Source organism: Kocuria oceani, from assembly GCF_029524215.1.
In the GTDB taxonomy this organism is placed as follows: domain Bacteria; phylum Actinomycetota; class Actinomycetes; order Actinomycetales; family Micrococcaceae; genus Kocuria; species Kocuria oceani.
The window spans coordinates 88,407-109,541 of the sequence record NZ_JARAMH010000009.1 but is presented as its reverse complement, the minus strand read 5'-3'; the positions used below and the strand labels follow the sequence as shown (position 1 = coordinate 109,541).

19 protein-coding genes are annotated in these 21,135 nt (G+C 72.5%); 4 read left to right on the top strand and 15 right to left on the bottom strand.

The genetic code is table 11. The annotated features are described in order from the left end of the window. Positions 1-102: 102 nt before the first annotated feature. The 11 genes from PU704_RS11765 to PU704_RS11715 form a co-directional block, all read right to left on the bottom strand. On the bottom strand, positions 103-837 hold the full coding sequence (locus PU704_RS11765) for a nucleoside triphosphate pyrophosphohydrolase (RefSeq protein ID WP_075872822.1): 735 nt from the start codon (positions 835-837) through the stop codon (positions 103-105). After that, positions 834-1,958, bottom strand: a complete 1,125-nt coding sequence (locus PU704_RS11760; RefSeq protein ID WP_047804032.1) for an adenosine deaminase — start codon at positions 1,956-1,958, stop codon at positions 834-836. The genes PU704_RS11765 and PU704_RS11760 overlap by 4 nt, the downstream gene beginning before the upstream one ends. Before the next feature lie 7 nt (positions 1,959-1,965). Further along, on the bottom strand, positions 1,966-3,378 hold the full coding sequence (locus tag PU704_RS11755) for a hypothetical protein (protein ID WP_277551487.1): 1,413 nt from the start codon (positions 3,376-3,378) through the stop codon (positions 1,966-1,968). Between the two features lie 236 nt (positions 3,379-3,614). Next, positions 3,615-4,922, bottom strand: coding sequence for a thymidine phosphorylase (locus tag PU704_RS11750; protein ID WP_277551486.1), 1,308 nt, complete (start codon positions 4,920-4,922; stop codon positions 3,615-3,617). Between the two features lie 77 nt (positions 4,923-4,999). Next, on the bottom strand, positions 5,000-5,437 hold the full coding sequence (locus PU704_RS11745; protein ID WP_369821431.1) for a cytidine deaminase: 438 nt from the start codon (positions 5,435-5,437) through the stop codon (positions 5,000-5,002). Positions 5,438-5,444: 7 nt separating this feature from the next. Further along, positions 5,445-6,818, bottom strand: a complete 1,374-nt coding sequence (locus tag PU704_RS11740) for an ABC transporter permease (protein ID WP_277551485.1) — start codon at positions 6,816-6,818, stop codon at positions 5,445-5,447. After that, on the bottom strand, positions 6,815-8,068 hold the full coding sequence (locus tag PU704_RS11735) for an ABC transporter permease (RefSeq protein ID WP_075872826.1): 1,254 nt from the start codon (positions 8,066-8,068) through the stop codon (positions 6,815-6,817). Before PU704_RS11735 ends, PU704_RS11740 begins: the two co-directional genes overlap by 4 nt. Next, a complete protein-coding gene (locus PU704_RS11730) occupies positions 8,065-9,618 on the bottom strand; it encodes an ABC transporter ATP-binding protein (RefSeq protein ID WP_277551484.1) in 1,554 nt (517 codons plus the stop codon). The genes PU704_RS11735 and PU704_RS11730 overlap by 4 nt, the downstream gene beginning before the upstream one ends. Positions 9,619-9,731: 113 nt before the next feature. Beyond that, entirely contained in the window at positions 9,732-10,838 is a 1,107-nt protein-coding gene (locus PU704_RS11725) for a BMP family lipoprotein (protein ID WP_075872828.1), read from the bottom strand. A 115-nt stretch (positions 10,839-10,953) separates the two neighbouring features. Further along, positions 10,954-12,201, bottom strand: a complete 1,248-nt coding sequence (locus tag PU704_RS11720) for an amidohydrolase (protein ID WP_047804026.1) — start codon at positions 12,199-12,201, stop codon at positions 10,954-10,956. Positions 12,202-12,240: 39 nt separating this feature from the next. Continuing rightward, positions 12,241-13,368 carry a mannose-1-phosphate guanylyltransferase gene (locus PU704_RS11715; protein WP_277551482.1) on the bottom strand — a complete coding sequence of 376 codons (1,128 nt, stop codon included), beginning with the start codon at positions 13,366-13,368 and terminating at the stop codon, positions 12,241-12,243. A gap of 222 nt (positions 13,369-13,590) precedes the next feature. Here PU704_RS11715 and sdhC point away from each other — a divergent pair, with 222 nt between their 5' ends. From sdhC to PU704_RS11695, 4 genes are all read left to right on the top strand, one after another. Beyond that, positions 13,591-13,986 (top strand): succinate dehydrogenase, cytochrome b556 subunit, encoded by a 396-nt coding sequence (gene sdhC, locus PU704_RS11710; RefSeq protein ID WP_047804024.1) that lies wholly within the window; start codon positions 13,591-13,593, stop codon positions 13,984-13,986. 3 nt (positions 13,987-13,989) lie between these two features. Continuing rightward, on the top strand, positions 13,990-14,478 hold the full coding sequence (locus tag PU704_RS11705) for a succinate dehydrogenase hydrophobic membrane anchor subunit (protein ID WP_075872831.1): 489 nt from the start codon (positions 13,990-13,992) through the stop codon (positions 14,476-14,478). Positions 14,479-14,587: 109 nt separating this feature from the next. After that, the gene (sdhA, locus tag PU704_RS11700; RefSeq protein WP_047804022.1) at positions 14,588-16,339 is read left to right on the top strand and encodes a succinate dehydrogenase flavoprotein subunit; all 1,752 of its coding nucleotides are present in this window, start codon (positions 14,588-14,590) and stop codon (positions 16,337-16,339) included. Beyond that, positions 16,339-17,310: a succinate dehydrogenase iron-sulfur subunit gene (locus tag PU704_RS11695; protein ID WP_238986060.1), complete on the top strand. Its 972-nt coding sequence runs from the start codon at positions 16,339-16,341 to the stop codon at positions 17,308-17,310. Before sdhA ends, PU704_RS11695 begins: the two co-directional genes overlap by 1 nt. 138 nt (positions 17,311-17,448) lie before the next feature. Here the strand turns inward: PU704_RS11695 and PU704_RS11690 are convergent, their stop codons facing one another. The 4 genes from PU704_RS11690 to PU704_RS11675 all read right to left on the bottom strand — a co-directional run bounded on the left by PU704_RS11690 (position 17,449) and on the right by PU704_RS11675 (position 21,113). Continuing rightward, a complete protein-coding gene (locus PU704_RS11690; RefSeq protein ID WP_277551481.1) occupies positions 17,449-18,558 on the bottom strand; it encodes a YihY/virulence factor BrkB family protein in 1,110 nt (369 codons plus the stop codon). A gap of 9 nt (positions 18,559-18,567) precedes the next feature. Then, positions 18,568-19,131 (bottom strand): 2'-5' RNA ligase family protein, encoded by a 564-nt coding sequence (locus PU704_RS11685; RefSeq protein ID WP_277551480.1) that lies wholly within the window; start codon positions 19,129-19,131, stop codon positions 18,568-18,570. A gap of 28 nt (positions 19,132-19,159) precedes the next feature. Continuing rightward, a complete protein-coding gene (trpS, locus tag PU704_RS11680) occupies positions 19,160-20,215 on the bottom strand; it encodes a tryptophan--tRNA ligase (RefSeq protein ID WP_047805006.1) in 1,056 nt (351 codons plus the stop codon). 61 nt (positions 20,216-20,276) lie between these two features. Beyond that, the gene (locus tag PU704_RS11675; RefSeq protein ID WP_277551479.1) at positions 20,277-21,113 is read right to left on the bottom strand and encodes an exodeoxyribonuclease III; all 837 of its coding nucleotides are present in this window, start codon (positions 21,111-21,113) and stop codon (positions 20,277-20,279) included. Between the last annotated feature and the right edge of the window lie 22 nt (positions 21,114-21,135).

The window sequence follows — 21,135 nt, the reverse complement described above, 5'->3', positions numbered from 1 at the left end:
GCACCCGTCGGGGCACGCCCCGTCACGACCTGGCGCCCCTGCCGGATCCAGCCTAGCGACTCGTGGCGGCCCGGTCCTTGCCGGCGGCGGCCCGGGACGGGCTCAGCCGCCGTCCCGGACGGCGGCGTAGGAGCGGGCGGCCCCGCGCAGGGCCCGCTCGGCGTCCAGTCCGCGGGAGGAAGCGGTGCGCACCAGCGCGAACAGGGCCTCCCCCAGTTCCTCCTCGGTGTGCGGGCCGGAGGCCTCCTGCCCGTGGGGGGCCGGGGGCTCGAGATCGTGCTTGCGGGCCCGGGCGAGGGTCTTCTCCGCGAGGGCCAGGGCGGGCAGGTGCGGGGGGATGCCGTCGAAGGGCCCGGTCCGCTCCGGCTTCTCGGCCTTCTTGAGGTCCTCCCAGCGGGAGTGCAGCTGGTCGAGGGTCTGCTCCCCCGCCACGTCCCCGGACGCCCCGGGGTCGAAGACGTGCGGGTGGCGGCGCACCAGCTTGGCGGTGATCGCCTCCAGCACGTCGGAGACGTCGAACCCGCCCTCGGCGCGCGGGCGCTCCTGGGCGACGCGCGCGTGGAAGACCACCTGCAGCAGGACGTCGCCGAGCTCCTCGACCAGCAGGGCGGCGTGGGCCGCCGGGCCGCCCTCGGCCTCGACGGCCTCGACCACCTCGTAGGCCTCCTCCACGAGATAGCGCACGAGGGACTCGTGGGTCTGCTGGCCGTCCCAGGCGCACCCGCCCGGCGAGCGCAGCCGGTCCATGACCGCCACGAGCTCCGCGAAGCGCTGCGCGGTGCGCTCGGGCACGCCCAGTCCGGCGGGGACGTCGTCCGTCCCGTGTCCCTGGCTCATCCGTGCATCCCTTCGAAGCCCTCCGTGATGATGCCCTCCAGCGCGCTGCGGTCCTCCAGGGGCAGGAACGCGGCGGCCGCCGCGTTGCGCTGCAGCTGCTCCAGGTCCTCGAGCCCGTAGCCGAAGTGGGTCACGAGATAGGCGAGCTCGCCGGTCACCGACGTACCGCTCATCAGCCGGTTGTCCGGGGAGATGGTCACCGTGAAGCCCGTGCGGTACAGCATGTCCACCGGGTGCCGCTCGGGGGCGGCGCCGAAGGCGGCCACCGCGCCGGTCTGGAGATTGGACGTGGGGCAGACCTCGAGCGCGATGCCCCGGTCCCGGACCCACTCGGCCGTGCGGCCGAGCGTGACGACGGCGACGCCGTCCTCCTCCTCGATCTCGATGTCCTCCGCGATGCGCACCCCGTGGCCCAGCCGCAGGGCGCGGCCTGTGGCCAGGGCGTCCCGGATGGACCCGATGCCCGCCGCCTCGCCGGCGTGCAGGGTGACCGGCATGAGCTCGTCGGCGAGCAGCTCGAGGGCCGCCCGGTGGCGCACCGGCGGGAAGCCGTCCTCGGGACCGGCGAGGTCGAAGGCCACGACGCCGCGGTCCCGGTTGTCGACCACCAGGCGGGCGACCTCGAGGGACCGCTCGGCGTGGCGCATGGCGCACAGGATCTGGGTGACGGAGACGATGTGCCCGGCGTCCTCCGCGGCGAGCACCCCTTCGGAGAGCCCGAGCCGGACGGCCTCGACGGCCTCGGCCATCGAGAGCCCGCCCGCGGTGTGCTGCTCCGGCGCCCACCGGACCTCCGCGTGCACGACGCCCTCGGCGACGAGGTCCTCGACGTACTCCCGGGCGCAGCGCACGAGCGCCTCGGGGGACTGCATCACGGCCACGGTGTGCTCGAACGTCTGCAGGTAGCGCACCAGCGAGCCGGAGTCGGCGCTGGCGCGGATCCACCGGCCGAGGGCCTCGGGCTCCTCGGCCGGCAGGCGGTGCCCGGCGGCGGCTGCCAGCTCGACCACCGTGGCCGGGCGCAGCGCGCCGTCCAGGTGGTCGTGCAGGCAGACCTTGGGCAGGTCGCGGAGCAGGCGGTCCGGCACACGGGCCGGACCGCGTTCGGCGGACGTCAGCATCACGGGCTCAGTAGTTCCAGTCCTGCAGGGCCTCGTTCATGTGCTGCGGGATGTTCGCCCCGGTCCGCGGGTACATGCGCAGCTCCTCGAGGTAGTTCTGCGCGGGCAACCGCTCCTCGTAGCGCACGAAGGCCTCCTCGTCCGCGTAGTCGAAGGACACCTCCGGGGGGATGCCCGGGCGGAAGCGGAACATCATGGCCAGCGGAGCGCCGGTGCCCTCCACGTAGGACTCGTCCTTGAACTCCTGCACGTGCAGCAGGTCCTCGGGGACCAGGTCGAAGGTGCGGCGCTGGTCCCAGAAGCCGTTCTTGCGCACGTGCGTGAGGGCGTCGTAGTAGGTGCCCAGGGCACGGATGCGCACCAGGACGGTGGAGACGTCCATGGCGGTGCCGTCCGGGCCGAACAGGCGCCGCTGGGCGGCCGCGAGCCGGCGCAGCACGTCGGCCTCCTTGAGCACGAGGTTGCCCTCGGCGAGGGCGTCCTGCGAGGGGCGGTCCGTGGCCCCGGACGGGGCGCGGTAGGACGGGGAGACGTCGGTGGAGACGGCGGTCTCCGGCGCGGAGGAGTCCTGGTCCTCGCCGGCCGCGGTGCCGGCCGCGACCGCGGCGGCAGCGGCGGCGCCGGCGCCCGTGGGGGCCGGCGGCTCGACGTCCTCGTGCCACTCCTCGTGGTCGACGTGGTCGGGGACGCGCTGGGCGTCGTCGCTCCCGGGCGCGGTCCCCGGCGCGGTCCGCCCGGCGGAGGAGCCGGTGGGCCCGTCGACCTCGGTGATGACCGGCGTGCCGCCGGTCCCGGGAGCGGACGGGGCGTCCGCCGTCGCATCGCTGTCCAAGGCCTCGGCGTCCCGCGCCGCGGCCTCCGCGGTGCCGGTCCCGGAGCGGTCCCCGGGCTCCTCGGTCCACCGCTCGTCGGGGCGCTGCTCGTCGGGGCGCTGCTCGGGCGCCGGGGCGTCCGCGGCGGCCCGGTCACCGGGACGCTCGTCGCCGTCCGTCCCCACGGCGCTCGCCGGGGGCGCCGGGGTCGGACGGCCCGACCGCCAGGTCTGCACGTCCTCGGCGCCGTCGGCGAACCCGTAGGTCGTCACGACGGGACGGACCCCGTCCTGCTCCGGGCCCACCTCGATGCGGGCGCTCTGCCACGCGCCCCGGGGGGAGGACATGGCCTCGCTGTAGAGATCGGCGACCGGGTCGAAGAGCGGCGAGTCCTGGTCCACGGTGCCCGACTCCACGGACGGGGCCACGTGCCCCACGGACTGCTCCGTCTGGTGCGTCATGGTGTTGCCGCGCTGGACCAGGGTGAGCACGGCGCGGTCGGCACCGCGGGAGGTCAGCCGCTCCACGAGAACGGCCAGCGGCCCCTCCGGCGGCACCGGACGGGCCTCCCCGGCCCCGGGCGCCTCGTGCTCCCGGCCCGGGCTCACGGGTGCGCCCGCTCGCCCCTCGGCGTCGCCGGGACCGGTCTGCCCGGCGGGCGGAGCGGCCGGGCGGCCCTCCGGGGCCGTCTCCTGCGACCTGCCGTCACCGCTGTTCTTCCGGAAAATGCCTCGCAGACCCAACTGGACCCACCCTTCTGAGCGTGTGCGCACGCCCTCGGTTCTCGTTTCGCGCTGGTTCTCTCCGCAGTATAGGCGCGCCCGCGGGCCCCCTCCCGGCGGTCTCAGCGCACGGTCTCGAGGACCACCCCGCGGGCCGCACGGTCCTCCGGGGCCGAGGGCAGGACCACGGCGGCGCCCTCGAGGGCCTCCCGGGCCCGGGCGAAGCGCTCGGGGGTGTCGGTGCGCAGCGTCAGCAGCGGCTGGCCCGCCCGGACGGGGTCGCCCGGCTTGGCGTGCAGCAGGACTCCGGCCCCGGCCTGGACCGGGTCCTCCCGGCGGGCCCGGCCCGCGCCGAGGCGCCATGAGGCCAGCCCGACCTTGTAGGCGTCGAGCTCCGTGAGCACCCCGTCGGCCTCGGCCGTGACGGTCTCGGACTCCCGGGCCTGCGGCAGCGGGGCGTCGGGGTCCCCGCCCTGGGCGGAGATCATCGCCCGCCACACGTCCATCGCCCGGCCGTCCCGCAGGGCCTCCGCGGGGTCGGCGTCGGGGATCCCGGAGGCGGCGAGCATCTCCGCGGCGAGCGCCACGGTGAGCTCCACGACGTCGGCCGGGCCTCCCCCGGCGAGCACGTCCACGGACTCCTGGACCTCCACGGCGTTGCCGACCGCCAGGCCCAGTGGCGTGGACATGTCGGTGAGCAGCGCGGTGGTCGTGACGCCGGCGTCCGTGCCGAGGTCCACCATGGTGCGGGCCAGCTCGCGGGCGGACGCGAGGTCCTTCATGAACGCGCCGGAGCCGACCTTGACGTCGAGCACCAGGGACTGGGTGCCCTCGGCGATCTTCTTGGACATGATGGAGGACGCGATCAGCGGGATGGACTCCACCGTGCCGGTGACGTCACGCAGCGCGTAGAGCTTCTTGTCGGCCGGGGCCAGGCCGGAGCCGGCGGCGCAGATCACGGCGCCGACGTCGCGCAGCTGGTCCATCATCTCCGCGTTGGTCAGCGCGGCGCGCCACCCGGGGATCGACTCGAGCTTGTCCAGGGTGCCGCCGGTGTGGCCGAGCCCGCGGCCCGACAGCTGCGGGACGGCCACCCCGTAGACCGCCACGAGCGGGGCCAGCGGCAGCGTGATCTTGTCCCCCACCCCGCCGGTCGAGTGCTTGTCGCTGGTCGCCGAGCGGGCCCCGGAGCGCACGAGCTGCGAGAAGTCCATCCGCTCCCCCGAGGCGATCATCGCCCGGGTCCAGCCCGCGATCTCGTCCCGGTCCATGCCGCGCAGGAAGATCGCCATGGCCAGCGCGCTCATCTGCTCCTCCGCCACGGCCCCGCGGGTGTAGGCGTCCACCACCCACGCGATCTGTGCGGGCGAGAGCGCCTCGCCGTCGCGCTTGGTGCGGATGACATCGATGGCGTCGAACTGCTCGGTCATGAGGGGTCCTTTCGGGAGGAGGTGCGGTGCGGCGGCGGAGGGCCGCCGGAGGACTCGTCGGAGGCGCCCGCGACCCGTCAGAGGTGCTCGGGGCCGAAGGCGTCGGGCAGGACCTCGGCCATGGTCCGCACCCCGGAGACGGTGAGCAGCCGCAGACCGGGCGCGCGGTGCTCGTACAGCAGCTGACGGCAGCGCCCGCAGGGCATCAGGACGTCGCCGCCGGCGTCCACGCAGACGAAGGCGGCGAGCCGGCCGCCGCCGGACATGTGCAGGGCCGAGACCAGGGAGCACTCCGCGCACAGCGTCAGACCGTAGGAGGCGTTCTCCACGTTGCACCCGGAGACCACCCGCCCGTCCTCGGTCAGGGCGGCCGCGCCCACGGGGAAGCGCGAGTACGGGACGTAGGCGTGCTCGCGGGCGGCGACGGCGGCCGCGAGCAGACGCGCCCAGTCCACGGCGTCCTCCGGGGCGCCGTGCTCGGCTGCGGTCCCCGCCGGGGGCTGGTGCTCGGTCACGATGGGCTCACTCCTTGGTGTAGGGCTGGCCCGAGGCCGCCGGGGCGCGGGAGGCGCCGACGAGCCCGGCCACCGCCAGGATCGTCACGACGTACGGGAGCATCGCCAGGAACTGGCTGGGCACCGGGGTGCCCAGGAAGGACAGGATCGACTGGAGGTTGGACGCGAAGCCGAACAGCAGCGACGCGAGCAGCGCCCCGATGGGGTTCCACCGGCCGAAGATCAGCGCGGCCAGGGCGATGTACCCCGCACCGGAGGTCATGTCCCGGGTGAACGCGGAGACGGAGACCAGGGTGTAGAACGCCCCGCCGACACCGGCGACCATACCGCCGAGCAGCACGTTGCGGAAGCGCAGCGCGTTGACCTTCACGCCCAGGGTGTCCGCGGCCTTGGGGTGCTCGCCCACCGCGCGGGTGCGCAGTCCCCAGCGGGTGCGGTAGAGGGCGAACCACACCACGGCCACCGCCACGTACATCAGGTACCCGATCACGGACTGGTCGAAGAGGATGGGGCCGACCACGGGGATCTCGGAGAGCACGGGCACGGCGAAGCGCGGCAGCCGCGGCGGGGAGTTGAACACGCTCGCGTTGGTCTCCAGGACCGTGGCGAAGAGGAAGCCGGTCAGCCCGGAGACCAGCACGTTGAGCACCACGCCCACGATCACCTGGTTGACCTTGTAGGTGATCGAGAAGACGGCGAGGACCAGGGAGACCAGGGCCGCGCCGACCACGGCGGCCAGCAGACCCACCCAGGCGCTGCCGGACAGGGACCCGGCCACGGCCGCGGAGAAGGCGCCGAACAGCAGCTGGCCCTCGATCGCGATGTTCACGACCCCGGAGCGCTCGCACAGCAGTCCGCCCAGGGAGCCGAAGATCAGCGGGATGGCCAGGGCCACGGACCCGGCCAGCAGGCCCGAGAGGGACACGTCCGGGGTGCGCGAGCTGCCCACGACCCACACGAGGAAGCCGCTGACGAAGAAGAAGCCGAACACCAGCACCGCCCAGCGCGGCAGCTGCGCCCGGGCCCGGGCGCGCACGAAGGCCAGGGCCGTCAGGGCGAGGAGCACGACCACGGTGAGCCAGCCCCACACCACGCCGTTGACCGCGAGGTCCGGCACGCGGAAGAGGTCGCCGTCCTCGGAGACGCGGAAGGCGACCCGGGTGTCCGGGGCGTTGAGCGCGAACAGGACGAGGGCCACGGCGCTCAGCAGGGCCAGGACCACGGGAGTGCGCCAGCTGGTCACGCCCACGACCTCGTTGGCCGCCGCCGTGGACAGCTCGGCCTCGGCCGGCGCGGTGGCGGTGTCAGCGGCGGTGGTGGCGGTGCTGCCGCCGGCCCACGGGGCGCTCTCGGGCTGCGGTGTCGGTTCCTGCGAGCTCATGCCCGGGCCCCCTCGGTGGCGATGGTGGTGGTGCCCCGTCCGCGCCGGCGGCGGACCCGGTCCTGGCCGGTCCTCAGCAGCGGCGGCAGGGCGATGAACAGCACGATCAGCGACTGGACGACCAGCACGATGTCGATGTTCGTGCCGGTCATCGACTGCATCGTGACGCCCCCGGCGCGGAAGGCGCCGTAGAGAAGGCCTGCGAAGAAGGTCCCCCACGGCCTGGACCGGCCCAGCAGGGCCACCGTGATCGCGTCGAAGCCGAAGGACGCGGCGATCCCGGAGGTCAGCGCCCGCTCGGTGCCGGCGATCTGCGCGACGCCCGCGAGGCCGGCCAGTGCGCCCGCGAGCAGCATGACGACGACGTAGCCGCGCGTGACGGAGATGCCGGCGGTGCGGGCCGCGCGCGGGTTGGCGCCCACGGCGCGCAGCTCGAAGCCCACCGTGGAGCGGTGGAGCAGCCACGCCACGAACACCGTGGCGAGGACCGCGAGCACGAAGCCCCAGTGCAGGCGGAACTGCTCCCCCAGCAGCCGCGGGAACATCGCGGTCTCGGCGACCTGCGGGCTGATCGGGTTCGAGGAGCCGGGGCGCAGGAACGCGGGCCGGGTCAGCAGGTAGGCGACCAGGTTCAGCGCGATGTAGTTGAGCATGATCGTGAGGATCACCTCGTGGGCGCCGGTGCGGGCCTTGAGCAGCCCGACGATCCCGCCCCACAGGGCCCCGCCCAGGGCGCCGGCGAGGACCACGGCGAGCAGGTGCACGCCCACCGGCAGCTGCCAGGCGAAGCCCACCCACGCGGCGAGGGCCGCACCGATCAGCAGCTGGCCCTGGGCGCCGATGTTGAACAGCCCCGCCCGGAAGGCCACGGCCACGCCGAGACCGGCGAGGATCAGCGGGGTGGCCACGGTGAGGGTCTCGGTGAGCGGGTAGATCCGCTGGGCGAAGGTCGTGCCGCTGGGGTTGTAGACGGCGCCGTAGAACATGGCCTCGTAGGCGGAGGACGCCGCGGCCCACATCGCGGCGAGGGTGTCCCCGGGGCGGGCGAAGAAGTAGCCCGCGGCGTCGGCGACGCGCTCGTCGGTCACGGCGATCAGCAGCCCGCCCAGCACCAGGGCCGCGACGATCGCGAGCACCGACTGCAGCGCCGAGCCCAGCCAGGTGCGCCGCGGGGCGTCGGGGGTGGTGGCCGTGGGCGGCGGCACGCTCTGCTGCTCGGCGACCGCGGGGGCCGCTCCGGTGGCGCTCATGCCTGCTCCTTCGTGTGCGGGGCGGTGTGCGGGGCGGCGGAGGCGCGGGCCTCCTCGGCGGTGGCCCCGGCCATCATCTGGCCCAGGACGTCCCGCGGGGTGTCGGGGCCGACGATGCCCATGATGCGGCCGTGGAAGAACACGGCGATGCGGTCCGCGAGCGCGTAGACCTCGTCGAGCTCGGTGGAGACGATGAGCACGGGCACGCCCTTGTCCCGCTCGGCGACGATCTGCTCGTGGATGAACTCGATCGACCCGACGTCCACCCCGCGGGTGGGCTGGGAGGCGAGGAAGAGCTCGAGGGGCCGGGACAGCTCCCGGGCGATCACGACCTTCTGCTGGTTGCCGCCGGAGAGCGTCTGCACCGGGGCGTCCACCGACGGGGTGCGCACGTCGAACTCCTCGACGGCGCGGCGGGCGTTGGTCTGGATCTCGCCCAGGCGCAGGGAGGGCCCGTGGGAGAAGCGGTCGTCGCCGTAGAGGTCCAGGACCAGGTTCTCGGCCACGGTGAAGGGCCCCACGAGCCCGTCCGTGGAGCGGTCCTCGGGGACGAACCCCACGCCGGACTCCAGCACCTGGCGCACCGACCGGCCCAGCAGCTCCGCGCCGCCCAGCCGGATCGAGCCGGTGGCCCGCTCCCGCAGGCCCAGGATCGCCTCGGCGAGCTCGGTCTGGCCGTTGCCCTGCACACCGGCCACCGCGAGGATCTCCCCGCGGGCCACGTCGAAGCTGACGTCGTCGAGCAGCTTCACGCCGTTGTCGCCGACCACGGTGAGACCGCTGACCTCGAGGGCGCGCTCCCCCGGTTCGGCCTGCCCCTTGGCCACCGTGAGGGAGACGTCGCGGCCCACCATCAGCGCGGCGAGCTCGGAGGTCGAGGCCTCCGGGGAGGTCTGCCCTACCACGCGGCCGCGGCGGACCACGGTGATCACGTCGGAGATCTCCTTGACCTCGCGCAGCTTGTGCGAGATGAACAGGATCGAGCGCCCCGAGCCGCGCAGCTGGCGCATGATCTCGAGCAGCTCGTCGGTCTCGCGCGGGGTGAGCACGGCGGTGGGCTCGTCGAGGATCAGCACCTGGGCCTCCCGCACGAGGGCCTTGATGATCTCGACGCGCTGCTGGACGCCCACGGGCAGGTCCTCCACGACGGCGTCCGGGTCCACGTGGAAGCCGTAGCGGTCGGAGATCTCCCGGATCCGGCGGCGGGTGGTCTCCAGGTCCAGGGCCGCGCCCTTCGTGCTCTCCGCCCCCAGGGCGACGTTCTCGGCGACCGTGAACACGGGCACGAGCATGAAGTGCTGGTGCACCATGCCGATGCCGGCGGCCATGGCGTCGCCGGGGCCCTTGAAGGACACCTCGGTGCCGTCCACGAGGATCCGCCCCGCGGTGGGCCGGTAGAGCCCGTACAGGACGTTCATCAGGGTCGACTTGCCGGCCCCGTTCTCCCCGAGCAGGCAGTGGATCTGCCCGGGCTCGACGACGAGGTCGATGTCCTCGTTGGCCGCGAAGGCACCGAACCGCTTGGTGATGGACTGCAGCTCGAGCTTCATGGTGGTCCTCCTCCTGGGCCGTGCGCGGCCCCGGGCGGGCACGCCACCGCCGCCAGCTGCGGCCGGGGAGCCGTGCTGGCGGCGGTGGGTGCGGTGGTCGCCGACGTCCGGGATCAGGCCTGCGGCGAGTTCTCGGACTCGACGGTGACGGTGCCGTCGATGATGTCCTGCTGGAGCTGCTCGACCTCGGCGGCGAGCTCCTCGCCCACGGCCTCCTCCTGGTCGTGGTAGGGCGCGATGCCCACTCCGCCGTTCTCGAGGGTGCCGATGTAGGGCTCGTTGCTGAACTCGCCCTCCGCCGAGTTCTCGACGACGTCCTGCACGGAGGTGCTCATCTGCTTGAGCACGGAGGTGAGCTGGTACTGCTGGCCCTGGTCCAGCGTCTCGTAGCCGTCGGCGTCGACCCACACGAAGCGGACCTCGTCGCCGCCGTCGTTGGCGGCGACCACGGCGTCGAGGGTGCCCAGCGCCGCCTGGCCCGCCACGGGCATGATGATGTCCGCGCCCTCGTTGATGAAGTTCTGCGTGGTGGTCTTCGCCGCGGAGGTGTCGGTGAAGCTGTTGACGAAGGTGCCGTCCTGGGCGTCCTTGTTCCAGCCCAGCAGCTCGACGTTCTCGCCCTTGGTCTCGTTGTAGTGGGCGACGCCGTCGGCGAAGCCGTCCATGAACACCGTCACGGTGGGGATGTCCATGCCGCCGTAGGCCGCGACCTTGCCGGTCTGGGTGGTGCCGGCCGCGACGTAGCCGGCGAGGAACGCGGCCTCGGCGGTGTTGTAGACCAGCGGCTTGACGTTGTCGAGCTCGATCGAGGCGTCGTCCACGATCGCGAAGTTCGACTCCGGGTTGGCCTCGGCGGCCTCACGGGTCGCGTCGGCGAGGAGGAAGCCCACGGCGACGGTCAGGTCGCAGCCCTGCTGGACCATGGAGTTGAGGTTGGGCACGAAGTCCGTCTCGGCCTGGGACTCCGCCTGCTGGATCTCGATGCCCATGGACTCCTGCGCGGCCTGCAGGCCCTCGTAGGAGTTCTGGTTGAACGAGCGGTCCTGGAAGCCCCCGGAGTCCGAGACGATGCAGCCGGTGAAGTCGCTGGCCTGCTCCTGCGCCTCACCGCCCTCCTCGGGCGCGGCCCCGCAGCCGGCGAGGACCAGGGCGGAGACGCCGAGCAGCGCGGCGGCGGAGAGCGGGCGGGGTCCTCGGGACGTCCGGGGCGAGAAGGTCATGGTTCCTCCAGGAGACAGGCGTGACCCGGCCGCGGGCAGCGGGTCCCGTCCACGCGGTGTGGCGTGACGTGGTGTCATTCTACCCACGGGTAGGCGCGGTGGACGGAGGCTGGCGTTAATTCGTCGTGACGTCGGGGCGCGTCTCCCGGGAGCGCAGCCGGATGGCCCGCAGGGCGGTGTTGGCCATGACCTGGACGCCGCAGCCGATGGCCGCCTCGTCGGCCACGTAGTCCGACTGGTGCAGGTCGTAGGTGTGCCCGCCCCGGGTCCGGGTGCCCAGGCGCATCATCGCCCCGGGGACCTCCTGGAGGAACCACGCGAAGTCCTCCCCGCCCATCGACTGGTGCACCAGGACCACGGCGTCCTCGCCGAGCTCCGCGCGGGCGGCGTTCTCGATGATGGTGGTCTCGGTCTCCCCGTTGACCACGGGAGGCACGCCGCGGATGTGCTCCAGCTCCACGTCGACCCCGTAGGGCGCCGCGACCTGGTGCACGACCTCGTCGAGCAGCCTGCCGGCCCGGTGCCAGGCGTCGGCGTCGAGGCAGCGCATGGTCCCGGACATGAACCCGGTGGCGGGGATGGCGTTGGGCGCCACACCGGCGTGCATCTGCCCCCAGACCACCGCGACCCCGGAGCGGACGTCGATCCGCCGGGAGAGCACGGCGGGGACGTTGACGGCGATCTGGGCCATCGCGTAGACGAGGTCCTGCGTCAGGTGCGGGCGGGAGGTGTGCCCGCCGCGGCCGGTGAACTCGATCCGCACGGTGTCCGAGGCGGAGGTGATCGCCCCGATCCGGGTCCCGACCTGCCCCACGTCGACCTTGGGCTCGCAGTGCAGCGCGAACATGCGCGGCACGCCCTCCAGCGCGCCCTGGCGGATCACCGTGAGCGCGCCGCCGGGCAGCTGCTCCTCGGCGGGCTGGAAGACGATCCGTACGGTGCCGGCGATGTGCGCGGTGCGGTGCAGGTCCGCGAGCACCTTGGCCACGCCCACCATCACGGTCGCGTGGATGTCGTGGCCGCAGGAGTGGGCCACGCCGTCGTTGACGGAGGAGTAGTCCAGGCCCGTGGCCTCCTGGATGGGCAGCGCGTCGATGTCCGCGCGCAGGCCCACGGCCAGCGGCCCGTGGCCGATGTCCACGTAGCAGCCGGTGTCGGTGAGCCGCACGGGGCTCAGGCCCATGTTCTCCAGGGCGGCGACGATCCGGTCGGTGGTGCGGAACTCCTGGTAGGACAGCTCCGGGTGCCGGTGCAGGTCGCGCCGGAAGGCGATCAGGTCCGGCAGGAACCGCTTGAGGAGGGGGCCGATGGCCGGCGGGAGGCCGGCCTCCAGGGCCGCGGCGGGAGATGGCGCGTCAGGCATCTGTCCAGGGTACTCCGGGCCGCGCGCGGCCCGGGACGCTCACAGCACGTCCGTGTTGCCGCTCTGCTTGAGCGAGGCCACCGCGTCCTTGACCCGCTGGGCGTGCTCCTGCGTGGTCACCAGCAGCGCGTCGGGGGTGTCGACGACGACGATGTCCTCCACGCCGATCAGCGCGATCATCCGGCCCGTGTCGGAGACGACGATGCCCGTGGAGCTGTCGGCGAGCACCCGGCTGTTGTCGCCTAGCACGGTCACGTGCGGGTCCCCCTGCGGGTCGACGTGGTTGAGCCTGCTGATCGCGGCGAAGTCGCCCACGTCGTCCCAGGTGAAGGTCGCGGGCACCATCGCGACGTCCCCGGCCGCGGCCGCGGGCTCGGCCACGGCGTAGTCGATGGCGGTCTTCGGCAGACCCGGCCAGACCCGGTCGACCACCTCGTCCTGCGCGGGCGTGCCCCACGCGTCGGCGATCTCGGCCAGCCCGGCGTGCAGCGCGGGCTCGCTGGCGGCGAGGTGGCGCAGCATCAGCGAGGCGGGGGCCACGAACATGCCGGCGTTCCACGTGTAGTTGCCGCTGTGCACGTAGGCGCGCGCGGTGGCCTCGTCCGGCTTCTCCACGAACTGCTCGACCTGCAGGGCGTGCGGGGCGCCCTCGAGGCCCAGCTGCGTGCCGGCGCGGATGTAGCCGAAGCCGGTGGCCGGGGAGCTCGGCGGGATGCCGATGGTCACGATCCGGCCCGAGGCCGCCGCCGCCACCGCCTCCCGGACCACGTCCTGGAACGCCTCGGCGGGCTCGATCACGTGGTCGGCCGCGAAGGAGCCGACGATCGCGTCCGGGTCCTGCCGGGCGATCAGCATGCAGGCGAGGCCGATGGCCGCCGCCGAGTCCTTGGGGGACGGCTCGAGCACGAGGTCCCCCGGGGACAGCTCCGGCAGCTGCCGGCAGACCGCGGGGGCGTGGGTGCGTCCGGTGACGACCATCACGCGGCCGCCGCTGAGCCCGGCCAGCCGGTCGTAGGTGGCCCGCAGCAGCGACGAGCCGGATCCGGTGAGGTCGAGCAGGAACTTCGGGGCGTCGGCCCGGGACAGCGGCCAGAGCCGGGAGCCGACCCCTCCGGCCGGGATGAAGGGGTGGAAGTGCTCGAGGGGAGAGGTCACACGGATCACCATACGACGCCGGGACGGGCGGCGCGGAAAACGACGTCCGCCCACGGCGAGATCCGTGTCCTGGCGGGGGACAGGCTGTCAGTAAACGGCGTCCGTGCTGGTATCGTGGAAAGGAACTCGCGCAACATCCGACACAGAGCCGGAGGGCTCCGCTCACGTCGTGCGCAGTGCGAATTCCCGGTTTTCAAGAGCGCACGACGGCGAGCGACTCAGGGAGGTTTTTCAGTGGCGAAGACATCCAAGGGCACCTTGTACCGCGGCCAGGCCCATGGCCAGTGGTCCTGGGTCGCCCACCGCATCACCGGCGTGGCCATCTTCTTCTTTCTTCTGGTCCACGTCCTGGACACCGCGCTCGTGCGGGTCTCGCCCGAGGCCTACAACGCGGTCATGGAGACCTACAAGAACCCGGTCATGGGCCTCGGCGAGGCCGGCCTCGTGGCGGCCATCGTCTACCACGCCTTCAACGGCCTGCGCATCATCCTCGTGGACTTCTGGTCGCAGGGCACCCGCTACCAGAAGCAGATGCTCTGGGGCGTCCTCGTGCTCTGGCTCGTGGTGATGGTCCCGTTCCTGGTCCGGCACCTGTCCAACATCTTCCACCTCTCCATCTTCGGGGGTTAAACAATGAGCACTCCGCTCAAGGCAAGCATCTCGGTCCCCCGGAGCAAGGACCTCGAGGTCAACGGCGTCAAGTACAACCGCTCCTCCTCCCGTCGCAACAACTTCGAGATGTTCGCGTGGCTGTTCATGCGCTTCTCCGGCGTGGTCCTGCTCGTGCTGGTCTTCGTCCACCTGTGGGTCAACCTCGTCTCCCCCGAGGGCGGGGTCGAGGCCGTGGACTTCGCGTTCGTGGCCGGCAAGTGGGCCAGCCCGTTCTGGCAGGTCTTCGACATGCTCCTGCTGTGGCTCGCGATGCTGCACGGCACCAACGGCCTGCGCGTGATCATCGACGACTACGCCGAGAAGGACCGCACCCGGTTCTGGCTGAAGGTCTTCCTCTTCACCACCTCCGCCTTCGTCATCCTGCTGGGCACCCTGGTGATCTTCACCTTCGAGCCCTGCCCCGCCGGCGCGGACCCGGCCCTGCTGGCCTCCTTCTGCACCGCGGGCTGAGACCTCTCGCGCGGACGGCCCGCTCCCCGGCGGGCCGTCCGCGCCGTCCGGCCGCAGGCGACCGGACCCCAGAACACCTCCTGAACACCCAACAGAAAGAACAACCGGTATGCAGGTTCACAAGTACGACGTGGTCATCATCGGTGCCGGTGGTGCCGGTATGCGCGCCGCGATCGAGGCCGGCCAGCGCTCTCGTACTGCCGTACTGACCAAGCTGTACCCCACCCGCTCCCACACCGGCGCGGCGCAGGGCGGCATGTGCGCAGCACTCGCCAACGTGGAGGAGGACAACTGGGAGTGGCACACGTTCGACACCATCAAGGGTGGTGACTACCTCGTAGACCAGGACGCCGCGGAGGTCATGGCCAAGGAGGCCATCGACGCGGTCCTGGACCTGGAGAAGATGGGGCTGCCCTTCAACCGCACCCCCGAGGGCAAGATCGACCAGCGCCGCTTCGGCGGCCACACCCGCGACCACGGCAAGGCCCCCGTGCGCCGGGCCTGCTACGCCGCGGACCGCACCGGGCACATGATCCTCCAGACGCTGTACCAGAACTGCATCAAGCACAACGTGGAGTTCTTCAACGAGTACTACGTCCTGGACCTGGTGATGACCGAGGTCGACGGTCAGCGGCGCGTGGCGGGCGTGGTCTCCTACGAGCTGGCCACCGGCGAGCTGCACGTCTTCCAGGCGAAGTCCGTGGTCTTCGCCTCCGGCGGGGCGGGCAAGGTCTACAAGACCACCTCCAACGCGCACACCCTCACCGGCGACGGCATGGCCATCGCGTTCCGCAACGGCCTGCCGCTGGAGGACATGGAGTTCATCCAGTTCCACCCGACCGGCCTGGCCGGCCTGGGCATCCTGGTCTCCGAGGCCGCCCGCGGCGAGGGCGGGATCCTGCGCAACGCCGACGGCGAGCGGTTCATGGAGCGCTACGCCCCCACCATCAAGGACCTCGCCCCCCGCGACATCGTGGCCCGCTCGATGGCCAACGAGGTGCGCGAGGGCCGTGGGGCCGGGCCCAACAAGGACTACGTCCTGCTCGACCTCACCCACCTGGAGCCGGCGCACATCGACGCGAAGCTGCCCGACATCACGGAGTTCGCCCGGACCTACCTGGGCGTGGAGCCCTACACCGAGCCGGTCCCGGTGTTCCCCACGTGCCACTACGCGATGGGCGGGATCCCGACCAACATCAAGGCCGAGGTGCTGCAGGACAACGAGACCGTGGTCCCGGGCCTGTACGCCGCCGGCGAGGTGGCCTGCGTGTCCGTGCACGGCTCCAACCGCCTGGGCACCAACTCGCTGCTGGACATCAACGTGTTCGGCAAGCGGGCCGGGATCTACGCGGCCGAGTACGCCCAGCAGGCCGAGTTCGTGCCCGTCCCGGACACCGCCCTGGAGAGCACCGAGGCGCTGCTCGACAACGCCCGCAACGGCACCGGCACCGAGAAGGTCGCCGCGATCCGCAAGGACCTGCAGGACACCATGGACCTCAACGTCCAGGTGTTCCGCACCGCGGAGACCCTGCAGACGGCGCTGGACGACATCGCCGCCCTCGAGGCCCGCTACGCGAACATCTCGATCCAGGACAAGGGCAGGCGCTTCAACCTGGACCTGCTCGAGGCCGTGGAGCTCGGCTTCCTGCTGCAACTGGCCAAGGTCATGACGGTCGCGGCGCTGCACCGCAACGAGTCCCGCGGCGGCCACTTCCGGGAGGACTTCCCGGAGCGCGACGACGAGAACTTCATGAAGCACTCGATGGTCTACCTCGACCCCTCCTCCCCCACCGGGGGCATCCGGCAGGAGACGAAGCCCGTCATCTTCACCCGCTACGAGCCCATGGAGCGTAAGTACTGATGTCCACCGCACACACTCCCGACCGACCCGAGGACGGGCGCAACGACGACCCGCAGGACCGGGCTCCCGAGCACGGCCACGCGCCGGGCCACGACCAGGACGACCGCGCGGGCTACAAGACCGATGCGGACGCCGGATCCGTCGACGAGCGCAACGAGGCCGAGGCCCCGGCCGTGGACCCCGCCGCCGAGAACGCCGAGGGCGGTGAGCCCGCCTCGCAGGTGGACCTGCCCGAGGAGCAGCAGGGCAACCAGGAGATCCCCACGTTCGACCTCACCATGCGGGTCCGCCGCTACAACCCCGAGCTGTCCGACGAGGTGCGCTGGGACGAGTTCAAGCTCACCATGTACGGCACCGACCGGGTGCTGGACGCCCTGCACAAGGTCAAGTGGGAGATCGACGGCTCGCTGTCCTTCCGCCGCTCCTGCGCCCACGGCGTGTGCGGCTCCGACGCCATGCGCATCAACGGCCAGAACCGCCTCGCCTGCAAGGTGCTGCTCAAGGACCTGGACCTGTCCAAGCCCGTCACCGTGGAGCCCATCAAGGGCCTGCCGTGCGAGAAGGACCTGATCGTGGACATGGAGCCGTTCTTCCAGTCCTACCGCGAGATCATGCCCTTCCTCGTGGCCGGCGGCAACGAGCCGACCATGGAGCGCTACCAGTCCCAGGAGGACCGCGCGCGCTTCGACGACACCACCAAGTGCATCCTCTGCGCCGCGTGCACGTCCTCCTGCCCGGTGTTCTGGACCGACGGCCAGTACTTCGGTCCGGCCGCCATCGTCAACGCGCACCGGTTCATCTTCGACTCCCGCGACGACGCCGGGGACCTGCGCCTGGAGATCCTCAACGACAAGGAGGGCGTGTGGCGCTGCCGCACGACCTTCAACTGCACCGAGGCCTGCCCCCGCGGCATCCAGGTCACCAAGGCCATCTCCGAGGTCAAGAACGCCATCCTCAGCCGCTCCATGTGAGCGTCCCGACGGCCCCGAACGGCGGCCCGCCCCGGCGACGGGGCGGGCCGCCGTCGTCGACGCGGAGCCCCCACCGTGGGCACCTCCGTGCCGCCTGCGGGCGACGCCTCGGCCCACCGGGCACGGACCACGGAAAGGTCAGCGGGCGGGGCCGGGCACCGAGCTCATCGGCAGCACGGTGACGGCCACGGCCTCCCCCGCAGGGTGCACCCGGCCGCTGTGCTGGTCCGCCTGCACGATCGCCCCGAGCGCGGCGGAGAACAGCAGGACCTGGCTGAACAGGTAGAACCACACGAGCACCCCCACCACCAGGGCCACGGACAGCAGGTAGGGGTTGGCGGTGAACCCGGAGATCACCGTGCCGCCCACGTAGCGCAGGGCGAAGTTGCCGACCGCGGCGGCGAGCACGGTGGTGAGCAGGGCGCGGCGGGTCAGCCGCAGTCCCGCGACGCCGCGCACGAGCTCGAGGGCGAACAGGGCGTCCAGGACCACGACGAGGAGGGTGCTCAGCGCCCACGTCAGCCCAGTGCGCAGCCACTCGGGCTGCCGGCCCCAGCCCAGCTCGCCGGCGGTGTCCAGCAGGAAGCCCAGGAGCCCCGACGCGGCGCTGTTGGCCACCACCGACAGGGCCAGCAGCACCCCCAGCACCAGCAGGCCCAGCAGGTCGCGCGGCACCGCCGCGACCGGCACGCCCTGCGCCGGCGGCACCTCGAAGATCCGGCGGAACGCCAGGCGCACCCCGGAGACCCAGCGCCAGCCGGCGAAGAACAGGACGGCGGTGCCGATGACCGTGGCCAGGGTGAAGGGCCGGGCGTCCTCCAGCAGCGCCAGCGGCACCACTCCCCCGTCGCCCGTGTTGAGCAGGCCGGGCACCCGCTCGGTGACCGCCCGCACCACGGCGTCCCGGACCGCGGGGTCGTTGCCGAGGAAGATGCCGATCGCGGAGAAGCCCACGACCAGCAGGGACGTGGAGGCGAAGATCAGCACGAAGGACAGCCCGGCCGCCATGAGCGGGCCACCGTGGAAGAGGTAGTGCATCACCACCCGCACCGGCAGACGCGTGAAGAACCGCGAGAGCACCACCACCAGCGCCGACCCGGCCAGCGCCAGGGGGCCGGCGCCCGCGGCCCGCCGCTCGCGCAGCAGCGCCTCCTGGCGCAGCGCCTCCCGGCGCAGCCCGTGCCGGTCGACCGCCCGGGGCGGCATCTCCGGTGCCGGGCCGGGCCGGGGCCCCGTGCTGGTGCTCATGGCGGGGGCTCAGCGCCCGCCGCGGTCGGTCCCGGTGAAGGGGAACTCCTCGCGGATCCGCCAGACGCCGCGGCCGTCGAGCTCGTAGAGGCCGATCCGGTCCACGAGGAAGCCGGCGCGGTAGGTCCGCAGCGCCTGCTGGGCGCGGTCGAGGTCGTCCTCCCCCACGGCCTGGGCGATGGTGACGTGCGGGTGGAACTCGAACGGGGACGCGGAGACCAGCTGCTCCTCGTGCAGGGCCTCGTGCAGGGCGCGGCACTGCTGCGCGCCCTCGAGGACGCGGAGGTAGACCACCGGGCTCACCGGACGGAACGTGCCCGTGCCGTTGATCTCCAGGCGGAACGGCCGCCAGTGCCGGGCCACGGACCGCACCCGCTCGACGACCTCGCCCCAGTGCGCCGCCTGCGGGGCGATCATCAAGGTGATGTGCGCCGGCACGGCGTAGGAGGCCGGGTCCCCGAAGGACGCGCGCCAGTCCTGCAGCTCCAGGCCCACGGGCTCGGGCAGCTCGATGACCACGCCCGCGTAGACCTGGCCGGGGCGGATGGTCGGAGACTGGTGCGTTGGGATCACGTCAACTCCTCACAGGACGGGACCCAGCCTAGCCCAGCCCTCCGGCCCGGCTCAGGAAGCCCATCCGGTCGTAGACCGACGCCAGGGTCGCCACACTGAGCTCCCGGCCCTTCTCGGCGCCGCGGGCCAGGATGCGGTCCAGCTCGGCGGGGTCGTCCAGCAGCTCGAGGGCACGGGTGCGGATGGGCTCGAGCGTCTCGGTGACCACCTCCGCCAGACCGACCTTGAGGTGCCCGTACATCCGGCCCTCGTACTCCGCGACGATCTCGTCCACCGGGCGGGCCGTCAGCGCGGAGTAGATGGTGAGCAGGTTCGAGATCCCGGGCTTGGCCTCGCGGTCGAAGCGGATCTCGGTGCCGTCGTCGGTGACGGCGGACTTGATCTTCTTGGCGTTCTGCTTCGCCGGGTCCAGCAGCCGGAGGAGCCCGCTCTCCGCGGCCGCGGACTTGGACATCTTGGCCGTGGGGCTCTGCAGGTCGTAGACCTTCGCCGACTCCGCGAGGATCTTGGCCTCCGGGACCACGAAGGTGTCGCCGTACCGGGCGTTGAAGCGCTGGGCCAGGTTGCGGGTCAGCTCGAGGTGCTGGCGCTGGTCCTCGCCGACCGGGACCTGGTGCGCCTGGTAGATCAGGATGTCCGCGGCCATCAGCACGGGGTAGGCGAACAGTCCCACGGTGGCGTTCTCGGCGCCCTGCTTGGCGGACTTGTCCTTGAACTGGGTCATCCGGGAGGCCTCCCCGAAGCCGGTGATGCAGTTCAGCGCCCACGCCAGCTGGGCGTGCTCGGGGACGTGGGACTGCACGAGCAGCGTGGAGCGCTCCGGGTCGATGCCCGCCGCGATGTACTGGGCGGCCGTGACGCGGGTGCGCTGGGCCAGCGTCGCGGGGTCCTGGTCCGTGGTCACCGCGTGCAGGTCCGCGACGAAGAACACGCACTCGTTGTCGTCCTGCATGTCCACCCAGTTGCGCACCGCGCCCACGTAGTTGCCCAGGTGCAGCGAGTCCGCCGAGGGTTGCACCCCCGACACGACACGGGGCCTGCCGGAGGCGGAACGGACGTCGAACGGCGCGGGGTCAGCGGTCACGGTGTGGGGTCCTTCGGTCGGGCCGGCGCCGGGTGGGCGCGGGAGTGCGGGGCGGAGCGGGTCAGAGCTGGTAGTCGACCACCACGGGCGCGTGGTCGGAGAAGCGGGTGTCGTAGCTGGGGGCGCGGTCGACCACGGCGGAGACGGCGGCGGCCGCCAGCCCCGGGGTGGCCATGTGGTAGTCGATGCGCCACCCGGCGTCGGTGTCGAAGGCCTTGCCGCGGTAGGACCACCACGTGTACGGGCCGGGGACGGGTCCGGCCAGCTCCCGGGCGACGTCCTTGTACCCCTGCTCACCGAAGAAGCGGTCGAAGTAGGCCCGCTCCTCGGGCAGGAACCCGGCGTTCTTGACGTTGCCCTTCCAGTTCTTGATGTCGAGCTCGGTGTGCCCCACGTTGAGGTCGCCCACCACGAGGACGTGCTCCCGCGTGCGGGCCAGCTCCGGCAGCCGCTCGGTCATGACGTCGAGGAACCGGTACTTGTCGTCCTGGCGCACGGTGCCGACCTCGCCGGAGTGCACGTAGGCCGAGACCACGGTGAGCGTGCTGCCGTCGGCGAGGGCGTGGTCGGTCTCGACCCACCGCCCCGAGGCCGCGAAGTGCTCGTGGCCGATGGAGTCCCGCCGGGCCACCGGCAGCAGCGTCCCGGCGCGGGCGTCGCGGCGGGTCGCGACCGCCACGCCGGCCCGGCCCTTGTCCGCCGCCTCGGCGTGGTGGACGTCCCAGGTCTGCTCGTCGAGCAGCTCCCGGACGACCCGGTCGGGCGCCCGGACCTCCTGCAGGCACAGGATGTCGACGTCGCGCCCGGCGAGCCAGTCGGCCATGCCGCGCTTGTAGGCGGCGCGGATGCCGTTGACGTTGACGGTGGCGACGCGCAGGACGTTCTCGGAGCGGGACATGCAGGGGCACCTGGCCTTCGGG

Bases quoted from the DNA above. Each gene is read 5' to 3' on its own strand.
- PU704_RS11695 (WP_238986060.1), top strand. From the start codon at position 16,339: ATGTCCACCGCACACACTCCCGACCGACCCGAGGACGGGCGCAACGAC.
- PU704_RS11740 (WP_277551485.1), bottom strand. From the start codon at position 6,818: ATGAGCTCGCAGGAACCGACACCGCAGCCCGAGAGCGCCCCGTGGGCC.
- PU704_RS11720 (WP_047804026.1), bottom strand. From the start codon at position 12,201: ATGCCTGACGCGCCATCTCCCGCCGCGGCCCTGGAGGCCGGCCTCCCG.
- PU704_RS11690 (WP_277551481.1), bottom strand. From the start codon at position 18,558: ATGAGCACCAGCACGGGGCCCCGGCCCGGCCCGGCACCGGAGATGCCG.
- PU704_RS11750 (WP_277551486.1), bottom strand. From the start codon at position 4,922: ATGACCGAGCAGTTCGACGCCATCGATGTCATCCGCACCAAGCGCGAC.
- PU704_RS11735 (WP_075872826.1), bottom strand. From the start codon at position 8,068: ATGAGCGCCACCGGAGCGGCCCCCGCGGTCGCCGAGCAGCAGAGCGTG.
- PU704_RS11765 (WP_075872822.1), bottom strand. From the start codon at position 837: ATGAGCCAGGGACACGGGACGGACGACGTCCCCGCCGGACTGGGCGTG.
- PU704_RS11730 (WP_277551484.1), bottom strand. From the start codon at position 9,618: ATGAAGCTCGAGCTGCAGTCCATCACCAAGCGGTTCGGTGCCTTCGCG.
- PU704_RS11715 (WP_277551482.1), bottom strand. From the start codon at position 13,368: ATGGTGATCCGTGTGACCTCTCCCCTCGAGCACTTCCACCCCTTCATC.
- PU704_RS11705 (WP_075872831.1), top strand. From the start codon at position 13,990: ATGAGCACTCCGCTCAAGGCAAGCATCTCGGTCCCCCGGAGCAAGGAC.
- PU704_RS11725 (WP_075872828.1), bottom strand. From the start codon at position 10,838: ATGACCTTCTCGCCCCGGACGTCCCGAGGACCCCGCCCGCTCTCCGCC.
- sdhA (WP_047804022.1), top strand. From the start codon at position 14,588: ATGCAGGTTCACAAGTACGACGTGGTCATCATCGGTGCCGGTGGTGCC.
- PU704_RS11760 (WP_047804032.1), bottom strand. From the start codon at position 1,958: ATGCTGACGTCCGCCGAACGCGGTCCGGCCCGTGTGCCGGACCGCCTG.
- PU704_RS11675 (WP_277551479.1), bottom strand. From the start codon at position 21,113: ATGTCCCGCTCCGAGAACGTCCTGCGCGTCGCCACCGTCAACGTCAAC.